The organism is Herbidospora sp. RD11066 (assembly GCF_054661255.1).
In genome coordinates this window covers 461,822-487,297 of sequence record NZ_BAAGDO010000002.1, presented here as the reverse complement: position 1 = coordinate 487,297, position 25,476 = coordinate 461,822, and the positions used below count along the sequence as shown (strand labels likewise).

The 25,476-nt window shown below is 68.4% G+C and carries 16 protein-coding genes and 1 pseudogene; 10 read left to right on the top strand and 7 right to left on the bottom strand.

Annotated elements, in window-relative coordinates:
• Positions 1 to 8 precede the first annotated feature (8 nt).
• Positions 9 to 427: pseudogene (locus tag ACYQ78_RS08755) on the top strand (IS3-like element ISMyma3 family transposase); the annotation flags it as partial.
• Positions 428 to 1,259: 832 nt separating this feature from the next.
• Here the strand turns inward: ACYQ78_RS08755 and ACYQ78_RS08750 are convergent.
• The gene (locus ACYQ78_RS08750) at positions 1,260 to 5,186 is read right to left on the bottom strand and encodes a nidogen-like domain-containing protein (protein ID WP_459800226.1); all 3,927 of its coding nucleotides are present in this window, start codon (positions 5,184 to 5,186) and stop codon (positions 1,260 to 1,262) included.
• Between the two features lie 1,251 nt (positions 5,187 to 6,437).
• Between ACYQ78_RS08750 and ACYQ78_RS08745 the strand changes: the two genes are divergently transcribed.
• The 3 genes from ACYQ78_RS08745 to ACYQ78_RS08735 are packed head-to-tail and all read left to right on the top strand — an operon-like array spanning position 6,438 to position 9,309.
• Positions 6,438 to 7,889 carry a radical SAM protein gene (locus ACYQ78_RS08745; RefSeq protein WP_459800225.1) on the top strand — a complete coding sequence of 484 codons (1,452 nt, stop codon included), beginning with the start codon at positions 6,438 to 6,440 and terminating at the stop codon, positions 7,887 to 7,889.
• A complete protein-coding gene (gene tmk / locus ACYQ78_RS08740) occupies positions 7,886 to 8,491 on the top strand; it encodes a dTMP kinase (RefSeq protein ID WP_459800224.1) in 606 nt (201 codons plus the stop codon). The genes ACYQ78_RS08745 and tmk overlap by 4 nt, the downstream gene beginning before the upstream one ends.
• A 20-nt stretch (positions 8,492 to 8,511) precedes the next feature.
• Positions 8,512 to 9,309, top strand: coding sequence for an endonuclease/exonuclease/phosphatase family protein (locus ACYQ78_RS08735; protein WP_459800223.1), 798 nt, complete (start codon positions 8,512 to 8,514; stop codon positions 9,307 to 9,309).
• Positions 9,310 to 9,321: 12 nt separating this feature from the next.
• Here ACYQ78_RS08735 and ACYQ78_RS08730 read toward each other — a convergent pair whose 3' ends face one another.
• Positions 9,322 to 9,867, bottom strand: a complete 546-nt coding sequence (locus ACYQ78_RS08730) for a class IV adenylate cyclase (RefSeq protein ID WP_459800222.1) — start codon at positions 9,865 to 9,867, stop codon at positions 9,322 to 9,324.
• Positions 9,868 to 10,059: 192 nt separating this feature from the next.
• A complete protein-coding gene (locus tag ACYQ78_RS08725) occupies positions 10,060 to 11,397 on the bottom strand; it encodes a tetratricopeptide repeat protein (RefSeq protein WP_459800221.1) in 1,338 nt (445 codons plus the stop codon).
• Between the two features lie 151 nt (positions 11,398 to 11,548).
• On the opposite strand from ACYQ78_RS08725, the gene ACYQ78_RS08720 reads away from it, so the two are divergent.
• The gene (locus ACYQ78_RS08720) at positions 11,549 to 12,316 is read left to right on the top strand and encodes an SMODS-associated NUDIX domain-containing protein (RefSeq protein ID WP_459800220.1); all 768 of its coding nucleotides are present in this window, start codon (positions 11,549 to 11,551) and stop codon (positions 12,314 to 12,316) included.
• Position 12,317: 1 nt separating this feature from the next.
• Here the strand turns inward: ACYQ78_RS08720 and ACYQ78_RS08715 are convergent, their stop codons facing one another.
• Positions 12,318 to 12,689: a hypothetical protein gene (locus tag ACYQ78_RS08715; protein WP_459800219.1), complete on the bottom strand. Its 372-nt coding sequence runs from the start codon at positions 12,687 to 12,689 to the stop codon at positions 12,318 to 12,320.
• 108 nt (positions 12,690 to 12,797) lie between these two features.
• Here ACYQ78_RS08715 and ACYQ78_RS08710 point away from each other — a divergent pair, with 108 nt between their 5' ends.
• Positions 12,798 to 17,450 (top strand): hypothetical protein, encoded by a 4,653-nt coding sequence (locus ACYQ78_RS08710; RefSeq protein WP_459800218.1) that lies wholly within the window; start codon positions 12,798 to 12,800, stop codon positions 17,448 to 17,450.
• On the opposite strand, the gene ACYQ78_RS08705 is transcribed toward ACYQ78_RS08710, so the two are convergent.
• Positions 17,435 to 18,700 (bottom strand): CHAT domain-containing protein, encoded by a 1,266-nt coding sequence (locus ACYQ78_RS08705; RefSeq protein WP_459800217.1) that lies wholly within the window; start codon positions 18,698 to 18,700, stop codon positions 17,435 to 17,437. The genes ACYQ78_RS08710 and ACYQ78_RS08705 overlap by 16 nt on opposite strands.
• 86 nt (positions 18,701 to 18,786) lie before the next feature.
• Here ACYQ78_RS08705 and ACYQ78_RS08700 point away from each other — a divergent pair, with 86 nt between their 5' ends.
• Both ACYQ78_RS08700 and ACYQ78_RS08695 read left to right on the top strand, forming a co-directional pair.
• A complete protein-coding gene (locus tag ACYQ78_RS08700; protein ID WP_459800216.1) occupies positions 18,787 to 20,808 on the top strand; it encodes a tetratricopeptide repeat protein in 2,022 nt (673 codons plus the stop codon).
• Between the two features lie 31 nt (positions 20,809 to 20,839).
• Positions 20,840 to 23,017, top strand: coding sequence for a hypothetical protein (locus ACYQ78_RS08695; protein WP_459800215.1), 2,178 nt, complete (start codon positions 20,840 to 20,842; stop codon positions 23,015 to 23,017).
• 102 nt (positions 23,018 to 23,119) lie between these two features.
• Here the strand turns inward: ACYQ78_RS08695 and ACYQ78_RS08690 are convergent, their stop codons facing one another.
• Positions 23,120 to 23,755: a transposase gene (locus tag ACYQ78_RS08690; RefSeq protein ID WP_459800214.1), complete on the bottom strand. Its 636-nt coding sequence runs from the start codon at positions 23,753 to 23,755 to the stop codon at positions 23,120 to 23,122.
• 192 nt (positions 23,756 to 23,947) lie between these two features.
• Between ACYQ78_RS08690 and ACYQ78_RS08685 the strand changes: the two genes are divergently transcribed.
• Entirely contained in the window at positions 23,948 to 24,820 is an 873-nt protein-coding gene (locus ACYQ78_RS08685; protein ID WP_459800213.1) for a hypothetical protein, read from the top strand.
• A gap of 6 nt (positions 24,821 to 24,826) precedes the next feature.
• Here the strand turns inward: ACYQ78_RS08685 and ACYQ78_RS08680 are convergent, their stop codons facing one another.
• Positions 24,827 to 25,045, bottom strand: a complete 219-nt coding sequence (locus ACYQ78_RS08680) for a response regulator (protein WP_459800212.1) — start codon at positions 25,043 to 25,045, stop codon at positions 24,827 to 24,829.
• A gap of 192 nt (positions 25,046 to 25,237) precedes the next feature.
• Between ACYQ78_RS08680 and ACYQ78_RS08675 the strand changes: the two genes are divergently transcribed.
• Entirely contained in the window at positions 25,238 to 25,402 is a 165-nt protein-coding gene (locus ACYQ78_RS08675) for a hypothetical protein (protein ID WP_459800211.1), read from the top strand.
• Positions 25,403 to 25,476: the final 74 nt, after the last annotated feature.

The window sequence follows — 25,476 nt, the reverse complement described above, 5'->3', positions numbered from 1 at the left end:
CGGTGCGCATGGTCGCCGAGGTCCGCCCGAACTACTCGACCGAATGGGCGGCGATTAAGGCCGTCGCGGCCAAACTGGGCGTCAAAACGCCCGAGACGGTCCGGACCTGGGTGCGCAAAGCCGAGATCGACGCGGGCCAACGACCAGGAACAACGTCGCAGGAGGCGGCCGAGATCAAGCGACTGCGGGCGGAGAAGGCCGAACTGAAGCGGGCCAAGGAGATCTTGAAGGCGGCGTCGGCTTTCTACGCGGCCGAGCTCAACCGGCCGTCCAAGCGCTCGTAGCGTTCATCGACGAGTTCAGAGAAGTGTTCGGGGTTGAGCCGATCTGCCGTGTCCTGACCGGCCACGGGTTGAAGATCGCCACCAGCACCTACTCCGCAGCGGCCGGTCGCCTGCCCTCAGCCCGTGCGCTGCGGGATGATGCGGAACTGAGGAAGGAGATCACCCGCGTCCATCTGGACAACTACGGCGTCTACGGGTTCCGTCAAAGCTGTTTCGAGATGACATGGCGCTACAACGACGCCTGCTATCTGATCCCCACCATGTCGTACCAGGTGCGCGAGGTGAGCACGTCGGCAGAATTCAGGCCGCACTGATCACCCTGGCGTTGTGCTGATGATACGGCCCAAGCCGTGGGCCTTTGAGATAGCGCTGAACACCCACGTAACGCAGGTCATAATTAAATCGGTGGGCTTTCCGGCCAGGACCTGCGGCACCCCGTCATGTTCCACGATGAGGACACGGAAAAACTCCCCCATGGGAGGCTCTACAACAAAGCCAGCTCCGAGCCTGCTGGGTCCAGGCTCCACCGATGACAGGCGGCGCACCAGCCTCGCGCAGCACCGAGGAGATCGTGCAGGCCCGGTGAAGGGGCGGAGTGTCAGTTAGAGGCGAATCCTGACGCATGAAAACCTGCCTCCGGATCGTTTCCGAAGGAGGGTCGGTCAGCCTAGCTGATGCGGGTCAGCCGCCGCTTATGGCTGGTGGCTGTTGCTCAGGTGGACTTGCAGAGTTGAGTCAGGTCAGCGGTGTAGGGGCGCTTCTCGCATGCGATCCCGCGATCAATCGTCCTGGCCCGAGGGGCAGCCTGATATGGATCCCGCCCAGATCGCTGTCCAGTCAGCCTCACCGGCGGGCGATGTCAGCGGCGTAGCCGGGCGGTCCGATGCCTAACAACACGGCCGGTGTCTGCGTCTTGTGGGTGAACTGACCACGCCGCCGGTGCCGGAGAACCCTCTGGCACCGGCGGGGTCGTCGTCAGTGGATCGAGAAGATGTGCACCCCCGGTTCGTCGGTGTTGCCTGACGAGGAGGTCACCAGGCTCGCCTCCCCGCCGTCGAGGAAGACGCCGTTGTCGCGGGAGCCGTCCAGCTCCTCGTATGTCTCAGAGGTGCCGGTGCCGTTGGAGTAGCCGACGGTGGCCGAGGTACCGCCGAGACCGTCGACGCCGCCAGAGGCGTTGCCGGTCTCCCATTGGAGCTTCTGGTAGCGGTAGACGATGTCGAACGCGCCTTCCCCGACGTCGCCCCGGTCGACGATGTATAGCTCGAAGGAGTTGCGTTTATCGTCGGAGGATCCGAAGTAGGCGACCTCCTCGAAGTCGACGCAGAACGCCTGCCGGCCGCCCACCTCGCCCAGGCCGTAGCGGACCTGGCCCTTCCCGCTGCCGCGGGTGTCGACGTCAGCCCACCAGGCCGCCGCCATTGCCCGCCGGACGTCGCGGAGCGGTCCGGACGTGTAGTCGGCCAGCGGGCCGTCGAAAGTGACGTTCCCGTTGTTGTTAACCCACACCGAGGAGAAGTCCCGACCGTAGAACTCGATCGGGAACGGCATATCGATCTCCGCCGAGGAGCTGTCGTCGTTCGGGGCGACCTGGTTGGCCTGGCACGAGATGCCGAGGTCGGCCACCCGGACGTAGAAGGCGTAGTCGCCGGTGAAGCCGCCGACGTCCTGCACTCGCAGCTCATACGTGCCCGACTCGGGCAGGTCGGTGACCTTGAGCGAGCCGCACCCCTCGCCGCCCGACCGGCCGAGCGGCTCGCCGGAGGGTGACACGAGGGTGACGGCGAACGTGCCGACCGCCAGGCAGAGGACGTCGCCGATGCTGACGCCGTCGCCTTCCGTCAGCTCGACGGTGAACACGTCGACCGCGAACGGAGCCCGCAGCGTTCCGCCGACCCGGTCTCCGAGGGTGATCGGCGTCGTGGTCTGCGCCTCGGGGTTGATGGCCGAGGCGTCAACCGAGTCACGCAGCCGGTCGGCCTGCCCGGCGGCGGCGTCGGCGAAGGCGGTGTCGCCAGTGAGGCCGACGTCCAGAACGCACTGTTCGAGCCCCGCGCCCGACTCCAAGTCCCGCGCCCGGCACGCCTCCTCGGCCGCGACCCGCGCCTGCGTGGACAGCTGCGCGATCGATGGGACGCTCGTCGGCAGCACCGGCAGCCCGATGAGGTCGGGCAGCGGGGTCCGGAACAGCGACTCCTCACCCTCGACCCGCCAGCTCGTGCCAAAGCTCCCGTAGATCTGAGCGGGATCGCGCGGGTTTTCGACCAGGGTGCCGTCCCGGGCGGCGAGGTCGTCGCGGCGATCGCCGTCGGCGTCGCCGAACAGGCCGCGGACCTTCCCTTCCCGCGCTTGGGCCAGCCGGATGTAGATCTGGCCGAAGGCCGACTCGGTCCCGACCCGCAGTTCGGTGCCGTCGGGCCAGCGCACTACCTGCTCGATCCCGTCCAGCCGGACCGTGGCCCCACCCGGCAGATCCGTGGGCGTCGCGGTGACCGTCAGCGGCACACCGTCGAGCGTCGCCGCCATCGGGGTGATGTACGCGGTCGCCGCATCGTCGCCGAACGCGATGACCGACCCGCCGACCTTCGCGGCGGCCCCTCTGTTGTACGAGACGGTGGTCGGTCCGTCGGAGTTGCGCGCGTACCGAGCCTGGATCTGGAACCCGTCGGTGACGTCCTCCGCGACGACGTAGTCGCCGGTGGCCTGGAAGTCATAGGCCACGCCGTCGAATGTGAACAGGTGGGGATCGCCGAACGAGCCCGCAGAGGCGGGACTGCCCGTCCCGGGACTGGGCTGCTCGTCATCTTCGTCGCAGACATCGCCGACCCGGTCGCCGTCAAGGTCGGCCTGGTCAGCGTTGGCGGCGGCAGGGCAGTTGTCGAGAGTGAAGGTCCCGCCCTCCCAGGGCTGCCGGTCCGGGACGGCGTCGTGGTCGGGGTCGTTGGTGGGATAGCGGCGGGTCACGTCGAAGGTCTCCGAGCCGAGGTCGGGATCGGCGATGAAGAACAACGGCATTGTGAAGGTGCCGCCGATGAGCGGGATCCCGGTCTTCTCCAGGCGGCTGAGCCCGATCGTCGCGTACTGCTCGTCATGGGCGCCGATGCCGCCAGGGCAGAGATCGACGCTGTCCTTCACCGTGAACGTGAGATCAGCCTCGGCCTTCACCTGGGTGAGCACGCCGCGACCCGTCGCGGACGGGACGAAGCGGACCGGACCGTCGATCTCTCTGGTGTCCTTGACTGATCCGAGAGCCTCCGACGACTCGCTGATCCCGCCCGCCAGGTTGCCCGGGACTGAATAGGGGTCCGAATAGTTGATCTCCAGTCCCTGGCCCACACCGAAGTCCCTGACCTGCCGGACCGCCGGTGTGGCGGGCGGCCTCAGCACCGGGACACCGGCCGTGCCAAGCAGGGCGCCTTCGAGCCCGTCGACCGCCTTCCGGCGTTCCGCCACCGTCTTCGGGTGGTTCTTGAAGGCGTTGAGCCCGCCTCCCGTCAGTGTGTACCGACGCGTAGACGGCTTGCCGCCCTGGAGGTAGATCCCCCACAGAATGGCCGAGTCGAGTCCCATGTTGGCGAGCAGGAACGGCGGCAATGTCGCCTGGTAGAACTCACGCACTTTGTACGCGACCACCGGATTGTAGGGAGTGCACTCCTTCCCGAGGGCCTCGGGTTCGAACGGGAGCCGCAGCTCCATTCCGTTCAGCTCGCGCAGGGTCACCCGCAAACGGCCGTCAACGACGGTCGAGGGGAGCGGCCAGACCTCGCCCGTGTCGGGGTTCAGGCCGGTGACCTCGGCGTCGGCCGCCGCCACGTCGACGACACCCGGATCGAGGTCTACGGTGATCGGCGTCCGGAACCGCAGGCCGCTGGGCGACAGGTCGACGATGGGGAGGCCGAACGCGTCCTTGTCCCCGCTCATCACCAGCGGCGTGATGTTCATGCTCGTCAGAGCCGTGACCGCTCCGGCGGGAACGACGACCCGATATCCCATTCCTTCGAAGGCTCCACCCTGCGGTCCCACCGTCACAGGCGCGGCCAGCGGCTGGATCATGATGTCGGCTTGGGCGTCTCCCGTGGTCTCGACCGTGACCAGACCGCCGAGAAAGCCAGCCCGGGTGGCCCGGAACGACACCAGCCCCGCCGGTAACCCGCTGAGCGTGTAGGTCCCGTCGGCTCCAGATACCACCGACTTCGCGTCGTAGGCGACCCGCGCCCCGGAAACCGGCTCGCCGTCGGGGTTCACCACCCGCCCCCTCACTGTCTCGGACCCTGAGACCCCCTCCTGCCTGATCGTCACCTCGTGCGTCAGAACCTGGGTCCCGACGCGGATCCGGGCCTCAAGTTCGCTCGACTTGCCGGGCCGGATCACCGCGACCACCCGGAAGACGCCGTCGGCGTCGGCCTCCGCGCTCACCGGCGCGAGCCCACCGAACACGCGGACTATCGCCCCGACCGGCGCGAAACCGCGCACGACCGCGCTCGGCGAGGCGGTCCGCTCGGGCCCGGTGGCCCGTAGCCCGCGGTCGGGCACCGCGCGACATCCGCTGTGCTGGGTGAGCTGCTGACACAGGTTCTCACCGGCGCCACCCGCCCCGGTGTCGCCACCAGGCCCGCCAGCGAGGACGTCGTCGCCGTCTTGGCCCGATAAGCGGTCATCGCCGTCGCCGCCGCGCAGGACGTCATCACCCGCGCCGCCGCAGATCACGTCGTCACCGCCGAGGCCGCTGATGTCGTCGTCGCCGCCTAAGCCCACAATGACGTCACGGTCGGGGGAGCCGACGAGTGTGTCGGGGCCCTCCGTGCCGACGACGGTGGCGGTGAGGGATTCACAGGTCTGTGCGGCGGCGGTCGCCGTGTGCGTTGGTATGACGGTCATGGCCAGCAGTAATGCGAACGTCATCGCTGCGGCGAGTGTTGATCTGACGCCCGAAGTCAACACGGACTCCCTGAGGGACATATGTAGTTCGGGGGCAATCCCCGAATGCCATACATACGGGATGAAATATCGGAAAGCCAAGCACGAATTCGGAAAGTTATATATCCGCGATGCGATTCCATTATTCATCAGAAAATGCTGTAGTGCCATTTGGATGGGATTTGGTGCCCCCGATTTCCTCCAACCAGCCGAGGCGTAAACGCCCAGGGTGACCGCGCTCAAGGTTGAGGTTACGGGCCGCAAGCTCATCGCATCGCTCTGCGTGGCGCAGCCCTCGTTCTCGCCGGACTGACAACCCCTTGTCACCGCTGAGGTTGCGGGCACTCTGCGGCTTCTGATCGAAGGCGAGGACGCACCGCGCCCCACCACGGTCACTCCCTCGCTAACCTTTCCGATGATGACCATCGGCGGGCACCGCAGTGCAAGGAGAAGAGGCTCGAGATCGACGCCCATCTGCAGCCCGGCGTCGAGGAGATCTTGACCACCTGCGATGACAGCAGCCTCGTCTTGCGGCGCGAACGTGCCCGAGCTGTCGACCTGTTGGTGATGTTGACCCGTCCACGCCGCATACGGCCGGATGATGATTGCTTGGAAGCGAGGTTCCCAGATCCATACCGTTAGGTCGTTCCTGGTGCTGAACAGCCGAGCACCATCTGGGAGATGGCGACCGAGGAGACTTGGGCGGTAGTCCCGGTGCACTGCGGTTCGGTTCTCACCTGAGTTTGAACCACGCTGAGTTTCTAACCGTCTCCATGAATTGATCGAATCTTCTCCCGGCGGGAAGTCGTTCAGTAAGCAGCGCGACTCGGTCGCGGGCCTCGATCTTCCTCAACGCATCCAACAGTTCGGATACGGCGTAGGGGTCATCGAGGGTGGCGTGGGCGGCGGGATCACGCGCCAGCAATACGTTGACAGCAGCACGCCGCCAGCATTGCGGGTGCGCGCCCGCACGCGCCGATCCCCATCCGCCAAAGCTTCCTATCGACATGCCCGCACACATCGCTACAGGCCGACAATGAGCGACGGCTAGTAGTCGAGCGCTCGATCGACGAGGGCGGCGAGTTCTTCCTCAGAGGGCCGGAAGTAGCGGTCGTCGACGGCTCAGGCCAGCCACGGTGCTAACGGCCAGGACGACGTCGGTGATGATGTCGACAGTGAGCACGCCGCGTTTGCCGATGCACAGCGCGCCGTCCGGCGGCCTCGGCCAGGCGGGGCTTGCTGACGAGCATCTCGGCGCGGGCCAGCAGCCAGGCGGGGATGCGCTCGCGGGCCGGGGCGGGCAGTTGGGACGGTGCGGACCTGGTCGCCTTTGCCGTGCAGGCGTGCATTAGGAGGCGCCGTATCACCTGGCCGGGCGGTCGTCTGTCCGGTCAGCGCAGGATCTACAAGTTTCACCGCGAGCTGCCACCGACCCCAAGCTCGGCCGTCGCACCGGGCCTCTGGCTTCCCCGCGTATCGGAGGCGACGATGACACCAGATCGAGCGATTTCTCACCGCACAACCCGGGGCGCTCCGATGGTGTTCCAGGGAACCTGCCACCTCTTCGAGAGGGCGATCGTGCACAAATCCTTGATCGTCGACAACGCCGCAGCGTCCTGCTACTTCCGGACCTCGGTCGCCGGCGATGGACGCAAAGCCCTGATCCAGATCAGCGAGCGGTGCAACCTGCACTGCGCCCACTGCTTCGTCTCCTCGGTCAAGGAAGGCCGTGACCTGTCCCTGGAGGAGTTGACCGGCCGGGTCATTCCGCGACTGCTGGCCAGCCGGGTCGAGAGGATCACCCTGACCGGTGGGGAACCGTTCGTCCACCCCGACCTGATGGTGCTGTGCGAACACCTGGCTGCGCTCGGACTTCCCGTAGGCATCTGCACCAACGCCACCCAAACCAGCGACGAGCAGATCGCCCGCCTGTCCGGCCTGGGCAATGTCCACATCAACGTCAGCCTCGACGGGTTCCGGCGGGAAAGCCACGGCAAGTTCCGTGGTGACCGTGCCTCGTTCGATACGACGGTGGCCACCATCCGCAAGTTCGCCGACGCCGGGCTCCTGCAGGGATTGCTGTCCACGCCGAACACACTCACCTCGGTCGAGGAGTTCGCCGACCTATGCGAATTCGCCGTCGAGGTCGGCGCGGACTACGTCCTGATGAACCCGCTGTCGTCGATGGGACGCGGCGTCCTGAGCCAGGGGCGGATGGCCGCCGGCGCCAGCACGATGCGCGCCATCCAGGACGTCACCGAACGATTCCGGCCACGTGGCATCGACCTGGTCCATATCCGATTCCCCAACGACGACAAACCGTTGGCCGGATGCGACGCCGGCAAACTCATCTATGTCTTCGCCGACGGCGCCACGGCCGTCTGCCCTTACCTGGTGTTCGCCGCCCGTAACCCCCACTCCCGATATCCCGATACCGACTTCCTGGTCGGCAACATTCTGGACCAGGAAGTGGCGGCCACCCTGGACGCCTTCGACCTTGCCCGCGCCCTGGCCATGGGGACCAACGCGACGTGTACCGGTTGCGGAATGAACGACGGCTGCGGCAAGGGCTGCCCGGCCGCCGTCATCTCGCGTGGGTTGAGGATCGGAGAACTGGACGCCGAACAGTGCCCGAAAGCGGGCCCGGCCGGACCAGCGCTGCTGCAGATCGGCAGCAGGCCCGCATGAGCGCCAGGGGCGCCTTCATCGTTGTCGAGGGCCCCAACGGCGTCGGCAAGACCACCAGCGCCGCCGCCCTAGCCGACCACCTGAACACCGTCGGCACGGCCACGTTGCTGACCAGCGAACCGTCCAAAGGGCCCATCGGCACGGTCGCCCGCGCCGCCGAAGCCGCGCTGACCGGGCGAGTGATGGCGCTGGCGATCGCCGCCGACCGCGCCTGGCACCTTTCCGAAGTGATCGAACCGGCCCTTGCGGCAGGACGGCACGTGATCAGCGACCGCTACCTGCCCTCATCGCTTGTGCTCCAGCGCCTGGATGGGCTCGACATCGACGAGATCTGGACCTATAACGCGTTCGCCCTCCCGGCAGACCTAACCTTCTACCTCGAAACCGACCCGCAGATCATCGACGCCCGGTTGAATGAGCGCCTGCACAAGTCACGGCTGGAACGTGTCGGTTCACCGGGACTGGAACTTGACCTGTACGACCAGGCGCACGAGTTCCTGGCCGCCCGAGGCTGGCGGCAGATCCGGATCGACTGCCGGGAGAAGACCCCGGCCGAACTCGTCGCAGAGATGCTCCACCACCTGGAGCTGCCCATGGACTGACCCGAGAGGAAGCCCTCACCATGATGTCGGTGCTCACGGTCAACATCGGAGCCACCTCCCTCGACCGGGCGGGCCGCCTGCTCGAGTGGCTGGCCACCCGCCCCGAGCAGGTGATCCTTCTGACCGAAACGAGCTCCGGCGATGGCACCGCCCACTTGCTGGCCCGATTCGCGTCCGCCGGGTGGCGGGTCGCGAAGACTCCCGACGTCGAACGCGACCGGGGGGCCGCGCTGGTCAGTCGCATCCCCATCATTGAGTCGGTCGACCTGGCGCCGGTCTCCATTCCCGGCCGCGTCGCGGCCGCCGTCCTGGATACCCGGCCACGGATCACGGTCGCGGCGGTGTACGTGCCCTCACGGGACCGCAGCGAGGCGAAAGTCGTGCGAAAGGAGACGTTCATCGCCTCCCTAGTTAAAGCGCTCGGCGAACTCCCCGCCGAGGTACGCCAGCGACTGGTGCTGGGCGGCGATTACAACGTGATCCCACGCCATCATCAGCCGGCCCATAAGGGATTCTTCCCGTGGGAGTTCGGCCTCCTCGACAGCTTGGCCGAACTCGGCCTCGTTGACGCCCACGACCACCTGCACCCGGACGCACAGCCACACAGCTGGATCGGCCGCACCAACGACGGCTACCGCTACGACTACCTCCACTGCGGCGCCGAACTTAGCGAGCGCCTGACCGGGTGCTCCTACCTGCACGAGACCCGCGCTCAGGGACTGACCGACCACGCTGCCGTCACCATGGACCTCCGCATCGACGCCGAAGCGGTTGTCACCACCGAACTCAACGAGCCTGCGGAAGCCACCCTGTTTTGACCGGGCGCCCGGTCACGTGGTGGCTAGCGCCGCCCGTACCAACGAGTCGTAGGTGTCGCTCACCCGCTCCAACGCCACCCCAAGCGAACGCGCCAGCCCATCCAGCCGCTCCTGTGCGGCCACCCCCGGCTCATCGGCAGCCGCCACGGTCTCCAGCTCTAGGAACCATCCGGCGTGCTCGACCTCGTCCACACACACCGCTACATCGGCGAAACGCGCAGTACGTCGGATCTTCACGATCCGTACCGTCGGTTGGAAGCCCATCTGGACGATCGCGTGATGCATCTGGTCGCGATCCTCGACCGGGGTCTCGTGCTCCAGGCACGCCATCTCGTTGGCCAGCGGCGTCTTGACCGTGAACAGGTGACGGCCGTCCTGCGTGGTGCGCAGCCGGGCGAAGGCCACCCCGACCTTCGGCTGGCCGTAGCTCCAGCCGGGCTGCGCGTACGCCTGATCGTCTTGGTGGACCGGCGCCGACAACCGCACACCGAGTTCCGCCAGCGCCCGCTCCAACGCTTCCAGGTCGGACAGACGGTACTTGACCTCGATCTCCTGCACCCGGACGCCTTCCGCGAGTCACTGCTGACCCGCGAAAGCCTAGCGACCCACCTGTCTCCCCAACCTGGTTTTGAGTCGTACGCCTCCGCGTCCGGCCAAGATATCGAGCTGCTGGTTGTCGGCCGGTCAGCTGGAGGCCGCCAAGGCCTTGAGCTCGGGCCGGGTCCGCCGTCGGCGGTCACCCGTGATCGGCTACGTTTCCTGCGACCGTCCGGCCAGTGCCTCCCGGTAGCGGTCGGCGTCGAGTTCGGCGCGGATGTACTCAAGGCCGTCGGCGAGATCGCTGTCCGCCGCGCGGAGCCGGTCGACGTCGGCGCGCCGGTCCAGCAGTTGATTCCAAAGCACGGTGCGGCCCCGTTCGAGCAGTTCGACCGCCCGGGTGTGTTCCCGCGCGTCGAGGCAGGTGGCCGTAGCAACCGGGGCGAGTTTCCGCCATCGGCTCAGATGCCGCTGCTGGGCCACGATGTCGAGGCCGTGCCAGGCGACGAGACCGAGCATGTCGATCGCGGCGGAGAAGCCGGCGACCGCCTCCAGAAGGTCTCCGTCGGCATGCGACCATTCGCCCCAGGCCGTGGCGGCGAGCGCGCGGGTGAGGGGTGACGCAATCGGATCACCCGCCGCCTCACGACGGTAGGAGACGGCGAGGCGGCGCTCGGCGGGGTCACCGCTGCCGACGGCGCGGGTCCGGTGGGCGCGGCCGAGCTCCGACAGCGCGAAGGCCCGCTCCGGGTGCCCCACCGGAAGAAACTGCAGGGCCTGCTCCGCCAGCTCCACCGCCTGGTCCGCGGCGACGGCCGAGTTCGACTCCGTGGCCACGGTACGCATCGCGACAGACAGATTGAGTGTGTACGTCGGCCAGTCCGGATCGTCGTGCGGAGTGACGTCGACGGCCAGGCGCAGCAGCGCTTCTCCCTTGGTGAGGTCTGCCGGGTCCCGCGTCGACTCAAACATCTCAAAGAAGGCCAGACCGAGGTTGTTAAGCATGCCGCGGCGTTCGTAGGCGTCTGGTGGGGTGGCTCGCAGGCAGTATGTTCCGGCCTTGATCGCCCTGGCCAGGTCGTCGGGGTCGAGGCTGACCTCGTGGCGGACCCTTAGGGCCACGGCCAGATTGGAGACCATCATGGGTAGGTTGGGGTCGTCGTCGCCCGCCGCGTCCACCGCCTGTTCGCCGATGCTGACCGCCTGCTCGATGTCGGTGGGACGGCCCGATCGTTCGTAGCGCAGGCGCAGGGCGAATCCGAGGTTGGAAAGCCGCTGGGCCCGGAAGTGGTGATCGGCAGGAGTGTGACGAACGCACAGGCGGCCGGTCTCGACGGCCTCGTCGAGGTCGCGGTCGTGGCCGAGACGTTGGTAGCGCATCCGCAGCGCATTGCTCAGTCGTGAAAGGTGGATCGCCGCCGTGGGGGTCTCCACGTCGTGGGGCGCCAGGTCGGCCCGGCTGTGGATGATCGCCGCCTCGAGGTGCGCGAGGTCACCGGTCTCGAGGTATTTCTGCTGCGACACGGCTGCGGGCGCAACGGTCATGGTCATCTCCAGGGCTGCTTCGACGTTGGCGGCGGCGCGAGACGAGTATGCGGCCAAGGCTGATTGACGGACCTGGACATCAGCGGAAAACATCAATGATGTCACGTTCCCGCGGACGTCGTCCGGTCACCACGGTCTCCGCCCCTGGAGGTGTCGCGTGCTTGAGAACATCGTCGCCGGCCTGATCACCGCAGCCATGCTCGCTGCGGGTGCCCTGCTCTGGCGTTACCGCCGCAACCTGGGGCTGCTGTGGGCCGCCGTGCCTCCCGGGCGGCGACTGCGCGTTTCGGTGGCCGTGATCCTGCGCGTCAAGGACGACGACGGTTACGTCCTATTCCACCACCCTCATCGGCCGCAGACGTACGGACCTCCGGGCGGTGTCGTGAAGTACACCGACGGAGCACGCCGGACCCTCGACGAGCTGGGTTTCGTCGAGCAGCGCATCGCACAACGGGACGCGACGATGTACCGCGATCTTCGTGGCTTTATTCCGGCCCGGCGCGGCATCGCCTTTCTTCACTGGTACGACCGGGAAGCCGACCGCGAGTCGGCGCCAGAGTGTCTCCGCCGTGAACTGCGGGAGGAACTCGTCGAGGTAGGGCACTCGGAGCTGGCTCCGCTGGCCGACGACCTGCGGTTCGACCTCGTCCGAAACGTCTGCGAAGGAGCTCGGCCGACGCCCAACAAGCCCTACCGGACCCTGCGGGTGTTCACCGTCTTCGACGTGGTGGCGGACACGCCGGCGGCGGTGGAGTTGCTGCGCCGGTTGCACGAGCTGGCCCGCGATGCGACCGAGCCGGACATCGTGCGGGCCAGCTCCACCGACATCCAGGAGGGGCGCTCCGGACCGCATCTGATCACCCCGCCGGCGGCGTTCCTGCTGGGCGATCGGCGCATCCATGAGGACCTGCCGGCGCTGCGCTGAGTCAGGCGGGCGGGTCGTCGTCCTTGATCATCTTGTCGTTGCGCAGGTCACAGCGTGGCGCCTCACCAAGTAGGGGCTCTTCCCGTCGGACGCAACGACGGTCGGGACAGACGTAGTCCCGTGGCCGGTCGTCACCATGGCCGATGCCCTGCCGGGACAGCGCGGCGGCCAGATCGATCATCGGCATGGCCACGCCAAGGGTCTGCACCTCTTTGGCCCGGATCTGCTCGGCCAGTTCCAGCCAGTCGGTGAGGCGACTGTCGGGGTCCCTGTCCAGGGCGTCGAAGCGAGCGCCGAGGCCGGACCTGCGGGCGCCCCGGCGCAGGTCGTGGAACCTCAGGCATATCTGCCGCCACTGGCCAGCTTCGTCCATCGCTCCTCCGCTCGAATGTGCTGCCGCGCGCCCGGCGAAGACCAGAGGCGCTGCGCCGCGAAACAGTATGGTCGCTCTACCGGCATCCCCGGAGTACGTTCGCCGCCGATGGGCATCCGGCTGGCCGACCCCGACAGGAATCCGATGGACATCAGGTGGAAGACCGGGGAGATACCCGCGTCGGAGCGTCCCCGGTTGGAGGACGCGCTGAACCGGCTCGTCGATCCGGAAGGTCCGCAGCGCTGGCGCATTTCGCCGGGCTGGATCGAGGTGTTGAGCCGCCTGTCTGGTTTCGGCGGGGGCCTGGTGCTGCAGATCGCGGTGTACTGGCATTCCCCGCCCGCCCTGCGCGTCGTCAAGATCGGCCTGGCCGAGGAGATGCACCGGGAATACCACGCCCACGAGACGGTGGCGATGCCGGAGCGCAGCATCCTGTTCACGCCGATCGAGACGGCCACGTCCAATGCCCGCGCCCAGGCCGCTCCGGCCGACGTCCGGCGGACCGAGGCGGTCGTCTATCAGGACGTCGGTCAATACACCGGGGCGGCCGGAGCCCCGGTGACGACTCTGGAGGACATCTTCGCCGCGGCGTCGCTCGGAGACTCCGACTCCGCGAAGAGAACCACGGCCGCGATCACGAAACTGTTCGCCCTCGCCCGGCAATCGTTGTACCTGGCACGCCACGTCGGCGATTTACCGGCGTCGCTGCGGGCCGAGAACACGAGACTCGGGCCGGACATCACCGTCGAGCCGGGCGCGGCGACGCAGGCGCACACCCCACGCTGGCCGGGGGATCTGTTCAACGCGGGAACCGCCGATCCTTGGGAGCCGCGAACCCCGGACGTGCCGCATTCCGGTGACCTCATCGTTCTGGAGAGCTTCGAGGCTCGGGACAAGGACGGCATCAGGCTCGCGGTGAGCGACGCCCAGCACGTCTCGGCCGAGATACTGCCCGCGCCCGGTCCGGCGGTGATCCCGTTCAGCGGGCGCGTAGTCGCCACCCGGCCTCAGACGACACGCGAGCGGATTCTGCGGCACCTCGGCGACCCGGTCCACGAGCCGCAGGTGCGACGCGCCCTGGCCGCGCTACGACCGGCGCTCGACACGTGTCTCCCCGCGATCGTCAGCGCCGTTCACGGCGATCTGAACTCCCGCAACATCCTGCTGGTCGACGAGACGCCGTCCACGGACCCCTATCTGATCGACTATGCCCGCGCACGGACCGGTGGCTCGCTGCTGTCCGACTTCGCCTGGCTGGAGATCAATCTGGTACGGGCGATCCAGGGAGATCCCGGGCTGGGCGGACACGTACGGCTCCAGCGCTTCCTGGCCGCGACCGCCTCGCTCTTCCCCTGGGCGACCGGTCCGGGACCCGGGGCCGTCCCGGAGACGTTGACCGAGCACCTGCGCGCCGGCTCCGAGGGGCTAGCCATCTGCTGGCCGGTGCTTCACCGGCTGCGGTGGGAGTCCTTCATCACCTGCCCGGAGGCCGCCCGGAACACCTGGTTCACCGACTACCAGCGGCATCTGGTGATGGCGGCGCACCGCACCTTCAAGTGGCCGGATCCCATGCAGACCCGTGCACGCTGGACCGCATCGACCGCGGTCGCCTCGGTGGCCGGCGAATGGCTGGACACCGACAACGCCCTGCGGCACTGGACCGACGACGAGTTGACTGCCCTGGCCGCCAGCGCCCCCGGATTCCTCGGCCGGGCTGGCGGCGCCCGGCTGCTCGGCATGCTGAGCGCCGAGACCGACCGCCGTACGGCGCCCGGCACGCCGTCCGTCGGCACTCTCGTGGAGGCCGCCAACGCGGTGGCCGCCGGTCTGGCGGGCCGTTGGCCCGCCCAGGCCGAGGTGCGACCGTTCCTCGACCTGCTGGCCGAAGTGGTCACCGCAGACGGTGCGACCACCCGCGACAGCGCCCTGACCGCGATCGTCACACACGATTTCGCCGTACTGGCCGGGCCGTACGGGTCGGGTAAGAGCACCGTCATAGCTGAACTGGCTGCCCGGATGACAGCTGTGGCACGCCTGCCCGGGAACGTTACCGATGTGGAATGGCACCGGCTGCCGGTGCTGATCCCGGCTTCGGCGCTGACCGCCGACGGCGACGGGATCGAAAACGCCGTCGACCTGATTCCCGCTCCGACGGCTCGTGATCTGCTGCGTGCCGGGTGCCTGCACCTGTTCGTCGACGGCGAGGCCGACCACGAAGTCGACGTCCTCGCCCGGGCCGCTGCGGTACGCCGGCGCTATCCCCGCACACCGATCCTGGTCGCCACCGGAAGCGCACCGGAGGGCGAAGCCGTCGCGGGCACGGTGATCCGGTTGCTCGCCCCGACCACCGCGCAGGCGATCGGCTTCCTCACCGAGACGGCGGCCCACCGGGGCATCCCGGTGTCGGCCGTTCGCCGTCTGCTCACCGGCCCGGTGGCACGGCGCACCGACGAGCTGCTCCACCTGCCGATGCTGCTGCGGCTCCTGGCTGACAATCTACGCCCCGAGGTGCCCGCACCCGGTATCGGCGATCTTCTCGACCGCCACTTCGCCGACGGCGACGCCGCCTGGGGTCGGGCGCGACGAGTGGCCGGAGACCTCGCCGCCCACCTCGTCGACCACGAAGCGGACGCCGCCGACGATGCGGCCTGGCCCCACGGAGCCGACTGGCCCAAACTGCGGGATCTGCTGATCGACCGGCAGGTGCTGCACCGGACGACCGCGGGCACGGGCTTCACCCGGCCGATCTACCGCGACTACTTCGCGGCCACGACCATCCGCGCGGAGTCGATGCCGCGGCGGGCCCGGCGACTGGCCTGGCAGGAGCCGTTACGGATCGCCATGTCCCGGCGGGCGTCACCGGGTGGGCTGCTCGCGGCGTTGCTCCCCCTGGTCGACGCGGCCGACCCGGTTTTCGCCGGACGGCTCCTGCACGCCGCTCCCGAGGTCGACCACGAATCGACCAGGTCGTTCGTCGGGCGACGTGGGGCCGTGCTCGCCGACCCTCAGGCAGGCGCCGTCGCGGTCGGCAGGGCCGCCGCCGCCCTGCTCTCCCTCGGCGCCTCGGGGCACCGGCTACTGTGTGTCGTCGCCGCCGACAACCGTTATGACCCGATCGCCCGGCTCGCCGCGTTGCGGGCCCTGGGATCGGCCGGATCTGCCTCGGACGAGGCGCTCCGGCTGCTGAGCGACATGCTGACCGGCCCGGCCGAGCCCGCCGAGTTGCGTGTCGCGGCCGTCACGGTGGCGGGACAGCTGCGGGCCACGCGGCTCGCCGTGCTGATCGCCGACGGCTGTGATGCCGACGCGCCGTGGGAGTACATCCGCGCGGCGCACACCGCCCTCGTCTCGATGGGTGTCACCCCGTCGCCGAAAATCGACGAGGAACGCCGGGCCGCAGCCCGGCGGCGTCTCGACGAGGCGACCCGGATTCTGCCGGGACTCACCAGCTGGGACGAGATCGACTCCGCGCAACGCGACCGCGAGGAGATCATCACCCGTATCCTCGGCGACGACCACGAGCGCCTGCTGCGTCATCGGTTCGGGTTCGATCTCGACGAGGCGGTCGGGGAGGTGCTGCAACAGGCGTCCGGCCGACCTTCCGCCGATGTGGCGGCGCTGCTGGCCGGATTCGGTGACGGAGACGAGCGGGTGTCCACGGCCGCCGCTCACGCCCTGCTCGCGTTCCATCCCGACCGGGCGGACGCACTCGTGGCCGACGTGACGCCGACCGACCGACCGGCCCGCCTGCTGGCCGCCGCCTCGGCTGGCATGGTGGCCGGGCCGACAGTCCTGCCCTATTTGGAGGATCTCGCCCGGGCCCTGGCCGCCCAGCCGGCGGACGACACCCGGACCGAACCGCTCGCCGCCCTGATCTGGACCGTCTCCCGTCTCAACGAGACGCGTGGGGCCCATCTCGCCCGTCACGTACGTGCGGTGATGCTCGCAGCCGACGACCCTCGCCGTCTGTTCTGGCCGATCAGTGTCGCCATCGCGAAGAGCACGCCATCACCACTCGTACGGGAAGGTCTGCTGTCGTCCGCCGATCCGGAGTCCCGGGCCCTGGCGATCGAGGCGCTCGCCACACAGGGATTCCACCTGGACGCCTCGCCGCCACCGGCCGATACCGCCACCGAAGCTGGCCGTCAGGTGCTGCGCGCGGCTCGGCCCGCGCCGGAGGCCACGTGGGCGGCCGTCGAGTTCGTCCGGGCGTGCGCCACCGCACGTCTGGTGGACTCCCTCGACTTCGTCCTGGATCTGCTTGATCAGGCCGAGCTCGCCACCATGGTGCGCACCGTCCCGCACAGCCGGTTTGGCGTCCTGTCGCTGGCCGGGCTCTCCGAGGTACTCACTGCGGCCGGTTTCCTCGCCCGTGCGGCGCTCGATGCCACCAACCCGTCGTCGATCGAGGCCGCGACGGCCGTGGCCGCCCGGATCGAGGACCTCGACCCCACGGGACTGCACCCGAGTGTGGCCGCCGGACGCCTGATCGCGCTCGGCTACCTCGGCGACCCGGGCCCCCTGCTCGCCGGGCTGGACGGCGCCGAGCCGCGTCTGCACACCGCCGCCGGGCACGCCGTCCTCAGCTGGGGCAGGTCGGGGAGCTGGCAGGACCCCCATCGGTCGGCGAACGTCGTCGCGGAACTTCTGCACACGCAAACCAGAAGCGGGGCGGCCCGCTCCACACTGCTGACCGTACTAGACGCCCTGTGCCGCCGGTCCGGCCAGCTGCCGGACCCGTCCGGTCACGGACCGATGTGAATGAACGGGCTCCATGTGGTCAGGCGCTCGCTCTCGCGCATCTCCCGCTGGGCCCGATGCAACAGCGACGCGGACCGGCCGGGCTCGAAGGGCAGGTCCGGGTCGTCGCCGTAGATCTCCGTGGCCATCCGCAGCGCCGCGCCCTCGTAGACGGTCCACAGCGTCCCGATGACGTGTCGGAAGCCGGTGTAGTGCAACGCCGCGGCCAACGTGATCGCCTCGTCGGCGAGGGCCACACCGCCGGTGGCGGTCTTACACGCCATCAGGAACACGAACTCGGCCTGATGGTCGCCCGCGCCGATCTCGGCGATGGTCAGCAGGCCGTCGGCGAGCCACAGCCCTCCCTGCGATGGATCGTCGAGGTTCTGGATGCCGTGGCAGGTGAGGTGGACCCAGCGGTAACGGGCCAGGGCCTCGCGAACGCGTTCCCGCGTGGCCTCCGGACCGGACAGCTCGGTGCAGCCGGCGCCGAACCGCCCGGACAACCGGTCGCGCGTCTCATCGACCATCCGCAGGGTCGGCGCATCCGGCGCCTCAGCGACCGTGACCAGCACCAAATTTTCCGGCGGGCCGTCGACCGGCAGCGGCTTGCGGGCCTCGACGAGGACCCGCAGCGTCGGCGTGTACGACGACACCACCCGGTCCAGCACGGTCGGGCGGTTCGGGCCACCGGCCTCGTGGTCTCCGGCCGCGTGCAACGGCAGCAGGGTCAGCAGTCCGGTGGGACACCACCACAGGCGTGGCCACACTTCACCGTCGGCGGGCGTCCGGTCGAAACCCAGCTTCGTCAGAACCGGCTCGGCGATGGTCTCCCAAAGCCAGCGCAGAATCACCCGTAGGGCGCTCTCGGCATGCAGTTCGGCCTCGTCTAGGGCTTCCCGGGCAACGGCGTCCGCCGATCCGGCGAACTCGGCGCGGCGGAGGTCGACCTTACGCAAGATCTCCAGATACTCGCCGACCCGTTGCTCCAGTCTCTCGGCGGAAAGGCCGGGTAGTTCGCAGACCTGCACCTCGCCCGCGGTGATCAGCAGCGCGTCGCACCGCATCCGGCTCACGTTGATGATCGCCACCGGTCCGTCGTGCGCCGCGGGCAACAGTTTCTCCAGCGGCAGAGGGCGGAGGAAGTCGGCGAAGTCGGGGCCCAGGTCGCGGACCTTCTCGACGAGTTCCTCCCACTCGCGGGCGAGGCGGATCCGCCGGTCGACCAGCCTCGATTCGTCTGGGTTCCCACCGAAATCCGTGTCCGTCATATCGCTGCCCCTTCACAGTCCGCCATTGACTCCCCGAGGCCTTTCTACTCCGCCCTGCCGACGGGCGGGGTGGATACGATGGGTCCTTGTCCAGCGACCGCCTGCTCACGTTGATCGCCACCTACCTGGAGACGCGCGACGGCGCCGTCATCCTGGGCGACGAGCCGCTTCACCTGGCCCAGCTCCTGTTGGACACCTCGCCCAACGGTGGGGTGCCCGTGGATACGGCCCTGACCGTCGGATTTCTCCGCCTCTGCCGTTACACCGCGACCGGCGCACAGCCGGAACTGGTCGCCGCCAGGGCCATCTTCGACGCCGTCGGCGAGGTCGATCCCGGGTTGGTTCCGGCCGCGTTGGTCGACCAGCTGACCGCGGAGGCCTCCGACGCCGACCTGCTCGCCGAGCGAGGTGCGGCCCTGCTGACGGCCGCGCAGTCCACCGCTGGCGCCGACCTGCTCGACGACACGATCGACGTCCTCGCCCGGGCCGCCGAGCGCACCGACGACGATCACCCCGACCGGGCCGGAAGGCTGTCCAATCTCGCGCTGGCGCTGCGCTTCCGCGCCGACAGAAGCGGGTCGACCGACGATCTCGACGACGCGATCCGCGCAGCCCGCCGGGCTGTCGACGCCACCAGGCCGGATGACGGCGACGCCGCAACCTACCTCAACACCTGCGCCGACGCCGTGCACAGCCGCTTCGAACGCTTCGGCGATCCCACCGACCTCGACGAGGCGATCGGCCTGCACCGCAGGGCGGCCGAGGTCGGTCGCCGTCACCCGGCGGCCGCAGTACTGCGAACTTCCCTGGGCTCGGCGCTGCTGAGCCGGTTCTTCCTGGCCGGCGACCCGGACGACCTCGACGCGGCCGTGGCGAACTGCCGGTCGGCGGCCGATCATGCGCTCGAGGAGAGCCCGCATTTCGCGACCTGCCGGGCGAACCTGGGTAGTGCGCTGGCCGCCCGCGCCGACTGGTCCGGCAGCAATGCCGATCTAGACGCGGCGCTGACGGCCTGCCGCGACGCCGCAGTGCATACGCCACAGAACCACCCGTACCGGTCAACGCGCCTGTCCAACCTGGCCAGCGCGCTCCAGACCCGATACGTACGCCATGGTGATGCCACCGATCTCGACCAGGCCATCGAAAGGGCTGCCGAGGCGGTGACACGCGCGGGTGCCGACGACCCCTATCGAGGGATGTACCTGTCCAACCTGGGGTTCATGCTCCGGGTCCGGGGCGAGCTGGGCCACGACGGCGCCGGGCCGGATCTCGACGATGCGGTCGCCTGTGGTGAGCTGGCCGTCGCGGCCACCCCCAGCGGTCATAACGCCCGGCCGAGCCGGCTGTCGAACGCCGCCATGGCGCTGCTGAGCCGACACGAACTCACCGAGTCACCCGACGACCTCGACCGTGCGGTCATGATGCTGCGACAAGCCCGGCAGGACGCCCATGCCGGCGATCCCGGCCACGCGACCTACGAGTCGAACCTCGCGATCGCCCTGCATCGGCAGGCCCGGAACACCGACGACGTCGCATCAGCACTGACCCACGCCCAAGCGGCGCTGTCCGTCCTGCCGGCGGGCCACCCGCTTCGGGCGGCGGCCGGGCTGAACATCGGCATCGTCCATGAGTCTCTGTTCGACCGTACGGGTGACGAGCGAGAGCGTGACCTGGCCGTGAGGGCATGGTCCGCCGCGGTGGCGGAGTCCGGTTCGCCAGCGGGAAACCGGGTGGCCGCTGGGCGCCGATGGGCGGAGCTGTCGGTCCGCACCGGTCGAGGCCAGGACGCGGTCACCGCCTACGATGCGGTGATCGACCTGCTTCCACTGCTCGCCTGGCGTGGCGTCGCTCGTGCCGACCGGGAACGGCTGCTCGCCGGACATCGGGGAGTGCCCGGCGCGGCTGCCGCCGCCTGCCTCGGCATCGGCCTGCCCGGCACGGCGGCGGCGATGCTCGAACGCAGCCGGGCGGTCCTCTGGACGATGTCGTTGCAGACCCGCGGCGACCTCGACCGGGTTCGCGCCGCCGACCCCGCGCTGGCATCGGCTCTGGAGCGCGTCGGCGCCGCACTCCAACGTCCGCCGATGGCGACGGCCGATCCTGGTTAAGGTGGACGTGCGTCCAGCGAAGGAGTTCGCCATGGCACATCCGGATCCCTCCGCGGTCGCCACCGACGAAGCCTTGGCCCATATGGACGACTACGGTCGTACCGGCGATCCCTCCGCGCTCTCGGCGGCGATCGATCGATTCGGGGCGGCCGTCGACGCCGCCGGCCCGGGGCACCGTCACCTCGCCGTCTATTTGTCGAACCACGCCTCCGCACTGGCGATCCGGTTCCGACGCACCTCCGTCCAGGCCGATCTCGACCGCGCCATCGAGGCCGGGCGCCGCGCGGTGGCGGAGCCCGCGCCGGATCGGGCCGGACATCTGTCTAACCTGGCCGCTGCGCTGAGGACCCGCTTCACGTCGTCCGGCGATCCGACGGATCTGGACGAGGCCATCGACCTGACCCGAGAGGCGGTTTCCGCGGCCCTCGCCGGCCAGCAGAGAGTTCTCTACCGCTCCAATCTGGCTTTGGCACTGGCTGACCGGGCACGCCTCATCGGCTCGGACGCCGATCTGGAGGAGGCGATCGGCTCCGCTCGCCTCGCGGTCGACGACAGCGACCGGAACGATCCGGACCGGGCTCGGCACCTGTCCGCACTCGGCAGTTGCCTACGACAATGGTACGAACGCACCGGAGACCGCGACGTCCTCGACGAGTCGATCGTCGTGTGCCGTCAAGCCGCACAGGACACCCCGGTGCGGCATCCCGCCCGCCCCGAGCGTCTTGCCGCGCTTTCCACGGCGCTCTCCTCCCGGTACGACGCCACCAGTGCAACCCCCGATCTCGCCGCAGCGATCGAGGCCGCCGAGGAGGCGCTGCTCACGGCCCCCGCGTCGGGCACTGCCAGTGCGCGGTATGCCGTGAACCTCGCGTCGCTGCTGCGCGCCCGGTTCGCCGCGCTCGGCCACGATGAGGACCTCGCCACCGCGATCACCCATGCCCAGCGGGCCGTGCGGGCCACCGCCCCGGATGATCCCGAGCGATCACACCGGCTGGTCGGCCTGGCCAACGTCGCCGCCGACCGGTTCACCGCCACGGGCGAACGCATCCACCTCGACCAGGCGATCACCGCCACGAGGCAAGCGGTCGACGGCCTGACACCCGATCACCCCGACCGGCCGGGCATCTCGTCGAACCTCAGCGAACTGCTGCGGCTGCGCTTCGACCTCTACCAGGTTGCCGCCGACCTCGACCAGGCGACCGGGGCCGCCCGCGACGCACTCGGGGCCACACCGACCGGCCATCCAGCCCGGACGGTCGTGTTGTCGAACCTGTCGAACTGCCTGCTGCGCGACTATCAGCGGACAGGCGGCGCGCAGGTCTGGAAAGAGGCCGTGGCGACCGCCTATGCGGCGGTCACGTCACTTCCAGACGGCCATCGCAGGGTACCGGGCCTCCTCGCCAACCTCGCCGCCATCTTGGACCAACCGATCTCCCGGCGGGTTCCGGGCGCGCTGGACGAGGCCATCGACATAGGGCGCCGACTGGTCGCGGCGGACTCGCCGAATCGGCCGGTCTACCGCTCCAACCTGGCCGCCGCGCTCACCAGCAGATTCAGCCGAACCTCCGACCGGGCCGACGCCGACGAGGCGGTGGACCAGGCCCGGCTTGCGGTCGCCGGATTCCCCACGGAGCACCCGGGCCGTGCGGCGGCGCTCGCCGTGCTGAGCAACGCCCTGCTCGGGCGCTTTCCACTCACCCACGACCGTCAGGACCTCGCCGACGTCCTCACCTTTCGCCGGCAGATCGTCGAACTGGTCGCCGCTCCACCGGAACTGCGGATGGAAGCGGCACTCGCCTGGGGAGGTATGGCGGAGGCCGGTGAACTGGACGAGATCGCCGCAGACGGATATGCCGCCGCCGTGCGGCTGCTGCCCGAACTCACCTGGCCGGGCCTTGACCGTGCCACCCAGGAGGCCCAACTGGTCAGGAGGGGCGGTACGACCGTTGTCGCCGCCTCCGCCGCGATCGAGGCCCGCAGAAGACACTCCGCCGTAGAACTGCTTGAGTTCGGCCGTGGTGTGCTCTGGAACCAGGTACTTCTACGGCGCGGCGTTCTCGGCGCGATCGAGGCCGTCGACCAGGACCTCGCCATCCGATTGAACGCCGTTCGCCGGGAACTGAATCGGCCTCTCGGGACCGCCCTCCCGCCCGCACGACCAGCCGGAAATCTGGTCGGGACGACAGGGTTTGAACCTGCGACACCTTGACCCCCGCGCACGTCCCGTTCCCCCGCTCGCGCTCTCAACACCCTGACTCATCCCCTCGACCGCGATCGCCTTCCGTGGGTTGGCGACACGAACGCATGCTTTCTACCGGTCTGACCAGCGGAAAGGTGCACTGATCCAGGCAGACTCCTCGATCGAGGACGCAGAATCTTGGCACAGCGGCGCAGCATTTCTGTTATCGCGAGGAGTTCTGCGGCGCCGCCGTGCGATTGCACGATCTTGGCTTATGTCCGCATCGCCCGGCGCAGCCCCACCATCCGCCTGCTCTCCTTCGCCGGGTGTGACCTGCGGCGCATCACCCGCAGCACGGGGGCTGCTCCTCCAACGGAGTCCCCTTTCCTCGGTCAGGGCTTGTTCCAGCGCGTCCATGGTCTCCCTGGCCACCGCCAGTCCGGACGAGTCCTGATGCGCCCGCACGATTCTGGAATCCACACTGACCAGCTCTAGCCTGACCTGCCCCCGCGAGGCGGCCTCGGCGATCAGGCTATCCATCAGTTCCTGGAGCGCCTCCGCCTTGGCCCAGCTGCTGAAGCGGGAGTAGAGCGTGGACCAGGGCCTACAGCGTTCCGGCACGTCACGCCAGCCCGACCCGGTGCGGAACCGCCATAGGATCCCGTTGATCTGATCACGCATCCACCGGGGCAGCGGTCCGGTGGCCGCCACCGGCAGAAACGGCTCGATCAGCACCCACTCGGTATCGGTCACATCAAAACGCGCCACATGCGGGTTCCATCAGCCATACCAGTTTGCCACCGGCTCTTACCTAGATCCGAATCTCGAACAGCTCCTAGTCATCGCCATGCAAAATTTAGCACCTTGAGACAGACCGAAACTAAACCACCGTGGATCACACCTCTATATCGCACGATGAAACTCGTCCTGAATCTACTCACGTCACAATACTCTGCCCGCATGAAGCTCTTTCTCGGTCGTCCGTGGTGGCAGGGTGTGGCCGCGATTGTTGGAGTCCTGTCAGTGGGGGTGACCGTTGCCGTCGCGATCCTTCAGGACGATCCTCCGCAGCCGATCACGGTACAGAACAATGTGATCAGCGGCGACGGCAACAAGTGCAATGCCCAGGGCATTGGTGCTACCGCGAACTGCACGGTGTTGCCTACCACACCTGCCCGCCTGGGCGATGTATCGATCGCTTGGCCCTACGCGTCGTACTACCTCTTTGCTGGGCCGGTCTCCGCATTGCCAACGCCGCCACCTTTCGGTCCAGACGATCTTTCGGGCCACTGTGACGTATGGGCCGACTGGCTGGCTGCCCAGCCTCGGGTCTACGGCATCAATCCGGCGATCGAGGTCGGCATGACCTCGGGCGAGGCAGAGGTAGTGGCGATCACTTCGATCGAGCCGAAGGTGTTCAACCGCAAGCCTCTGCCGAAAGACAGCACCATCTTCCGCTGCCAGTTCGGCTCGGGCGGAGACGCTGGTTTCAGGGCTGCTGTCGACACCCGCAGCCTAAAAACAGAGGTGCACGAGTTCAATCAGGATCTTCGCTTCTCAATCCCGCCAGGATCGCTCAAGCTCAGCGGTCAGGAATCAGCCTCGGGGCAGATCGTTCTCGCCTCGGAGCCGTACTTCCTCTACGAAGGGTCACTCGTCATCACGGCGAAAATCAACGGCGTGCCTGAAGAGATCGTGCTCGGCTCGATCGAACGGCCGATCCGATGGGTTAGAAGCGAACCTGATTCGCCGAATAGGCCTTGGCGAACCGAGGACGAATATCGTTGGAACTCCAGCTCGAACAAGTGGGCGCACGAACTACCTTTCTCGTGAAGCAACTCACCAGCTCGAGCTGCGGATCTCAGCCGCGGCCTCGATGCCTTCGGCGCAGTGGCCCGGCGGCAGGCGGATATCGATGATCGCGGCGGCGGGCGGGTCACGGCGCACCAGGTCGAGCAGACCGATTGCGTCCCCGGCTTGGTCGGCGACCTCGAAGCCCGCTTCGGTGAGTATTCGTGCGGTGCCCTCCCGTAACAGGACGGCGTCGTCGGCAAGCATCACTCGCATGGGATCTCTGCTCGGATCTGGGTGCCGCCGCCCACCGGGCTGTGAGCAGGAAAAGGAAGCCGTCCGTTCACCATCGAAAACCGGTCGACCAGGCCTTTCAGGCCGCTTCCGCATCGGCCGTCGGCTCCGTCCCGGCCGTTGTCGGTCACCTCGATTCACAGGATTCCGTCGCGCAGCTGCCGGGTGATCACGACCCGCGTGCTCGGCAACCCCGTCACCGCCATCGCCGATGCCGACGGGACCAGGCCAATCAGCCTGGTACCGGACGGCATGACGAATGACAAAGAACAAGGCGGCGGGCAGCTGCTACGCCGGGTTGATCGGCACAGCACCATCGGCTCTCACTGACGGGCGAATCGGTGAATGTCATCGTCGGCGATCTGGCCATCCGGGCGGGCGTTCCGAACCGCCGAGGCGGTCAC

What these genes read in the sequence shown, in the direction of transcription:
- ACYQ78_RS08695 (WP_459800215.1), top strand. Translation starts at nt 20,840, where the DNA reads ATGGCACATCCGGATCCCTCCGCGGTCGCCACCGACGAAGCCTTGGCC.
- ACYQ78_RS08710 (WP_459800218.1), top strand. Translation starts at nt 12,798, where the DNA reads ATGGGCATCCGGCTGGCCGACCCCGACAGGAATCCGATGGACATCAGG.
- ACYQ78_RS08750 (WP_459800226.1), bottom strand. Translation starts at nt 5,186, where the DNA reads ATGACGTTCGCATTACTGCTGGCCATGACCGTCATACCAACGCACACG.
- ACYQ78_RS08680 (WP_459800212.1), bottom strand. Translation starts at nt 25,045, where the DNA reads ATGCTTGCCGACGACGCCGTCCTGTTACGGGAGGGCACCGCACGAATA.
- ACYQ78_RS08715 (WP_459800219.1), bottom strand. Translation starts at nt 12,689, where the DNA reads ATGGACGAAGCTGGCCAGTGGCGGCAGATATGCCTGAGGTTCCACGAC.
- ACYQ78_RS08735 (WP_459800223.1), top strand. Translation starts at nt 8,512, where the DNA reads ATGATGTCGGTGCTCACGGTCAACATCGGAGCCACCTCCCTCGACCGG.
- ACYQ78_RS08685 (WP_459800213.1), top strand. Translation starts at nt 23,948, where the DNA reads ATGAAGCTCTTTCTCGGTCGTCCGTGGTGGCAGGGTGTGGCCGCGATT.
- ACYQ78_RS08705 (WP_459800217.1), bottom strand. Translation starts at nt 18,700, where the DNA reads ATGACGGACACGGATTTCGGTGGGAACCCAGACGAATCGAGGCTGGTC.
- tmk (WP_459800224.1), top strand. Translation starts at nt 7,886, where the DNA reads ATGAGCGCCAGGGGCGCCTTCATCGTTGTCGAGGGCCCCAACGGCGTC.
- ACYQ78_RS08725 (WP_459800221.1), bottom strand. Translation starts at nt 11,397, where the DNA reads ATGACCATGACCGTTGCGCCCGCAGCCGTGTCGCAGCAGAAATACCTC.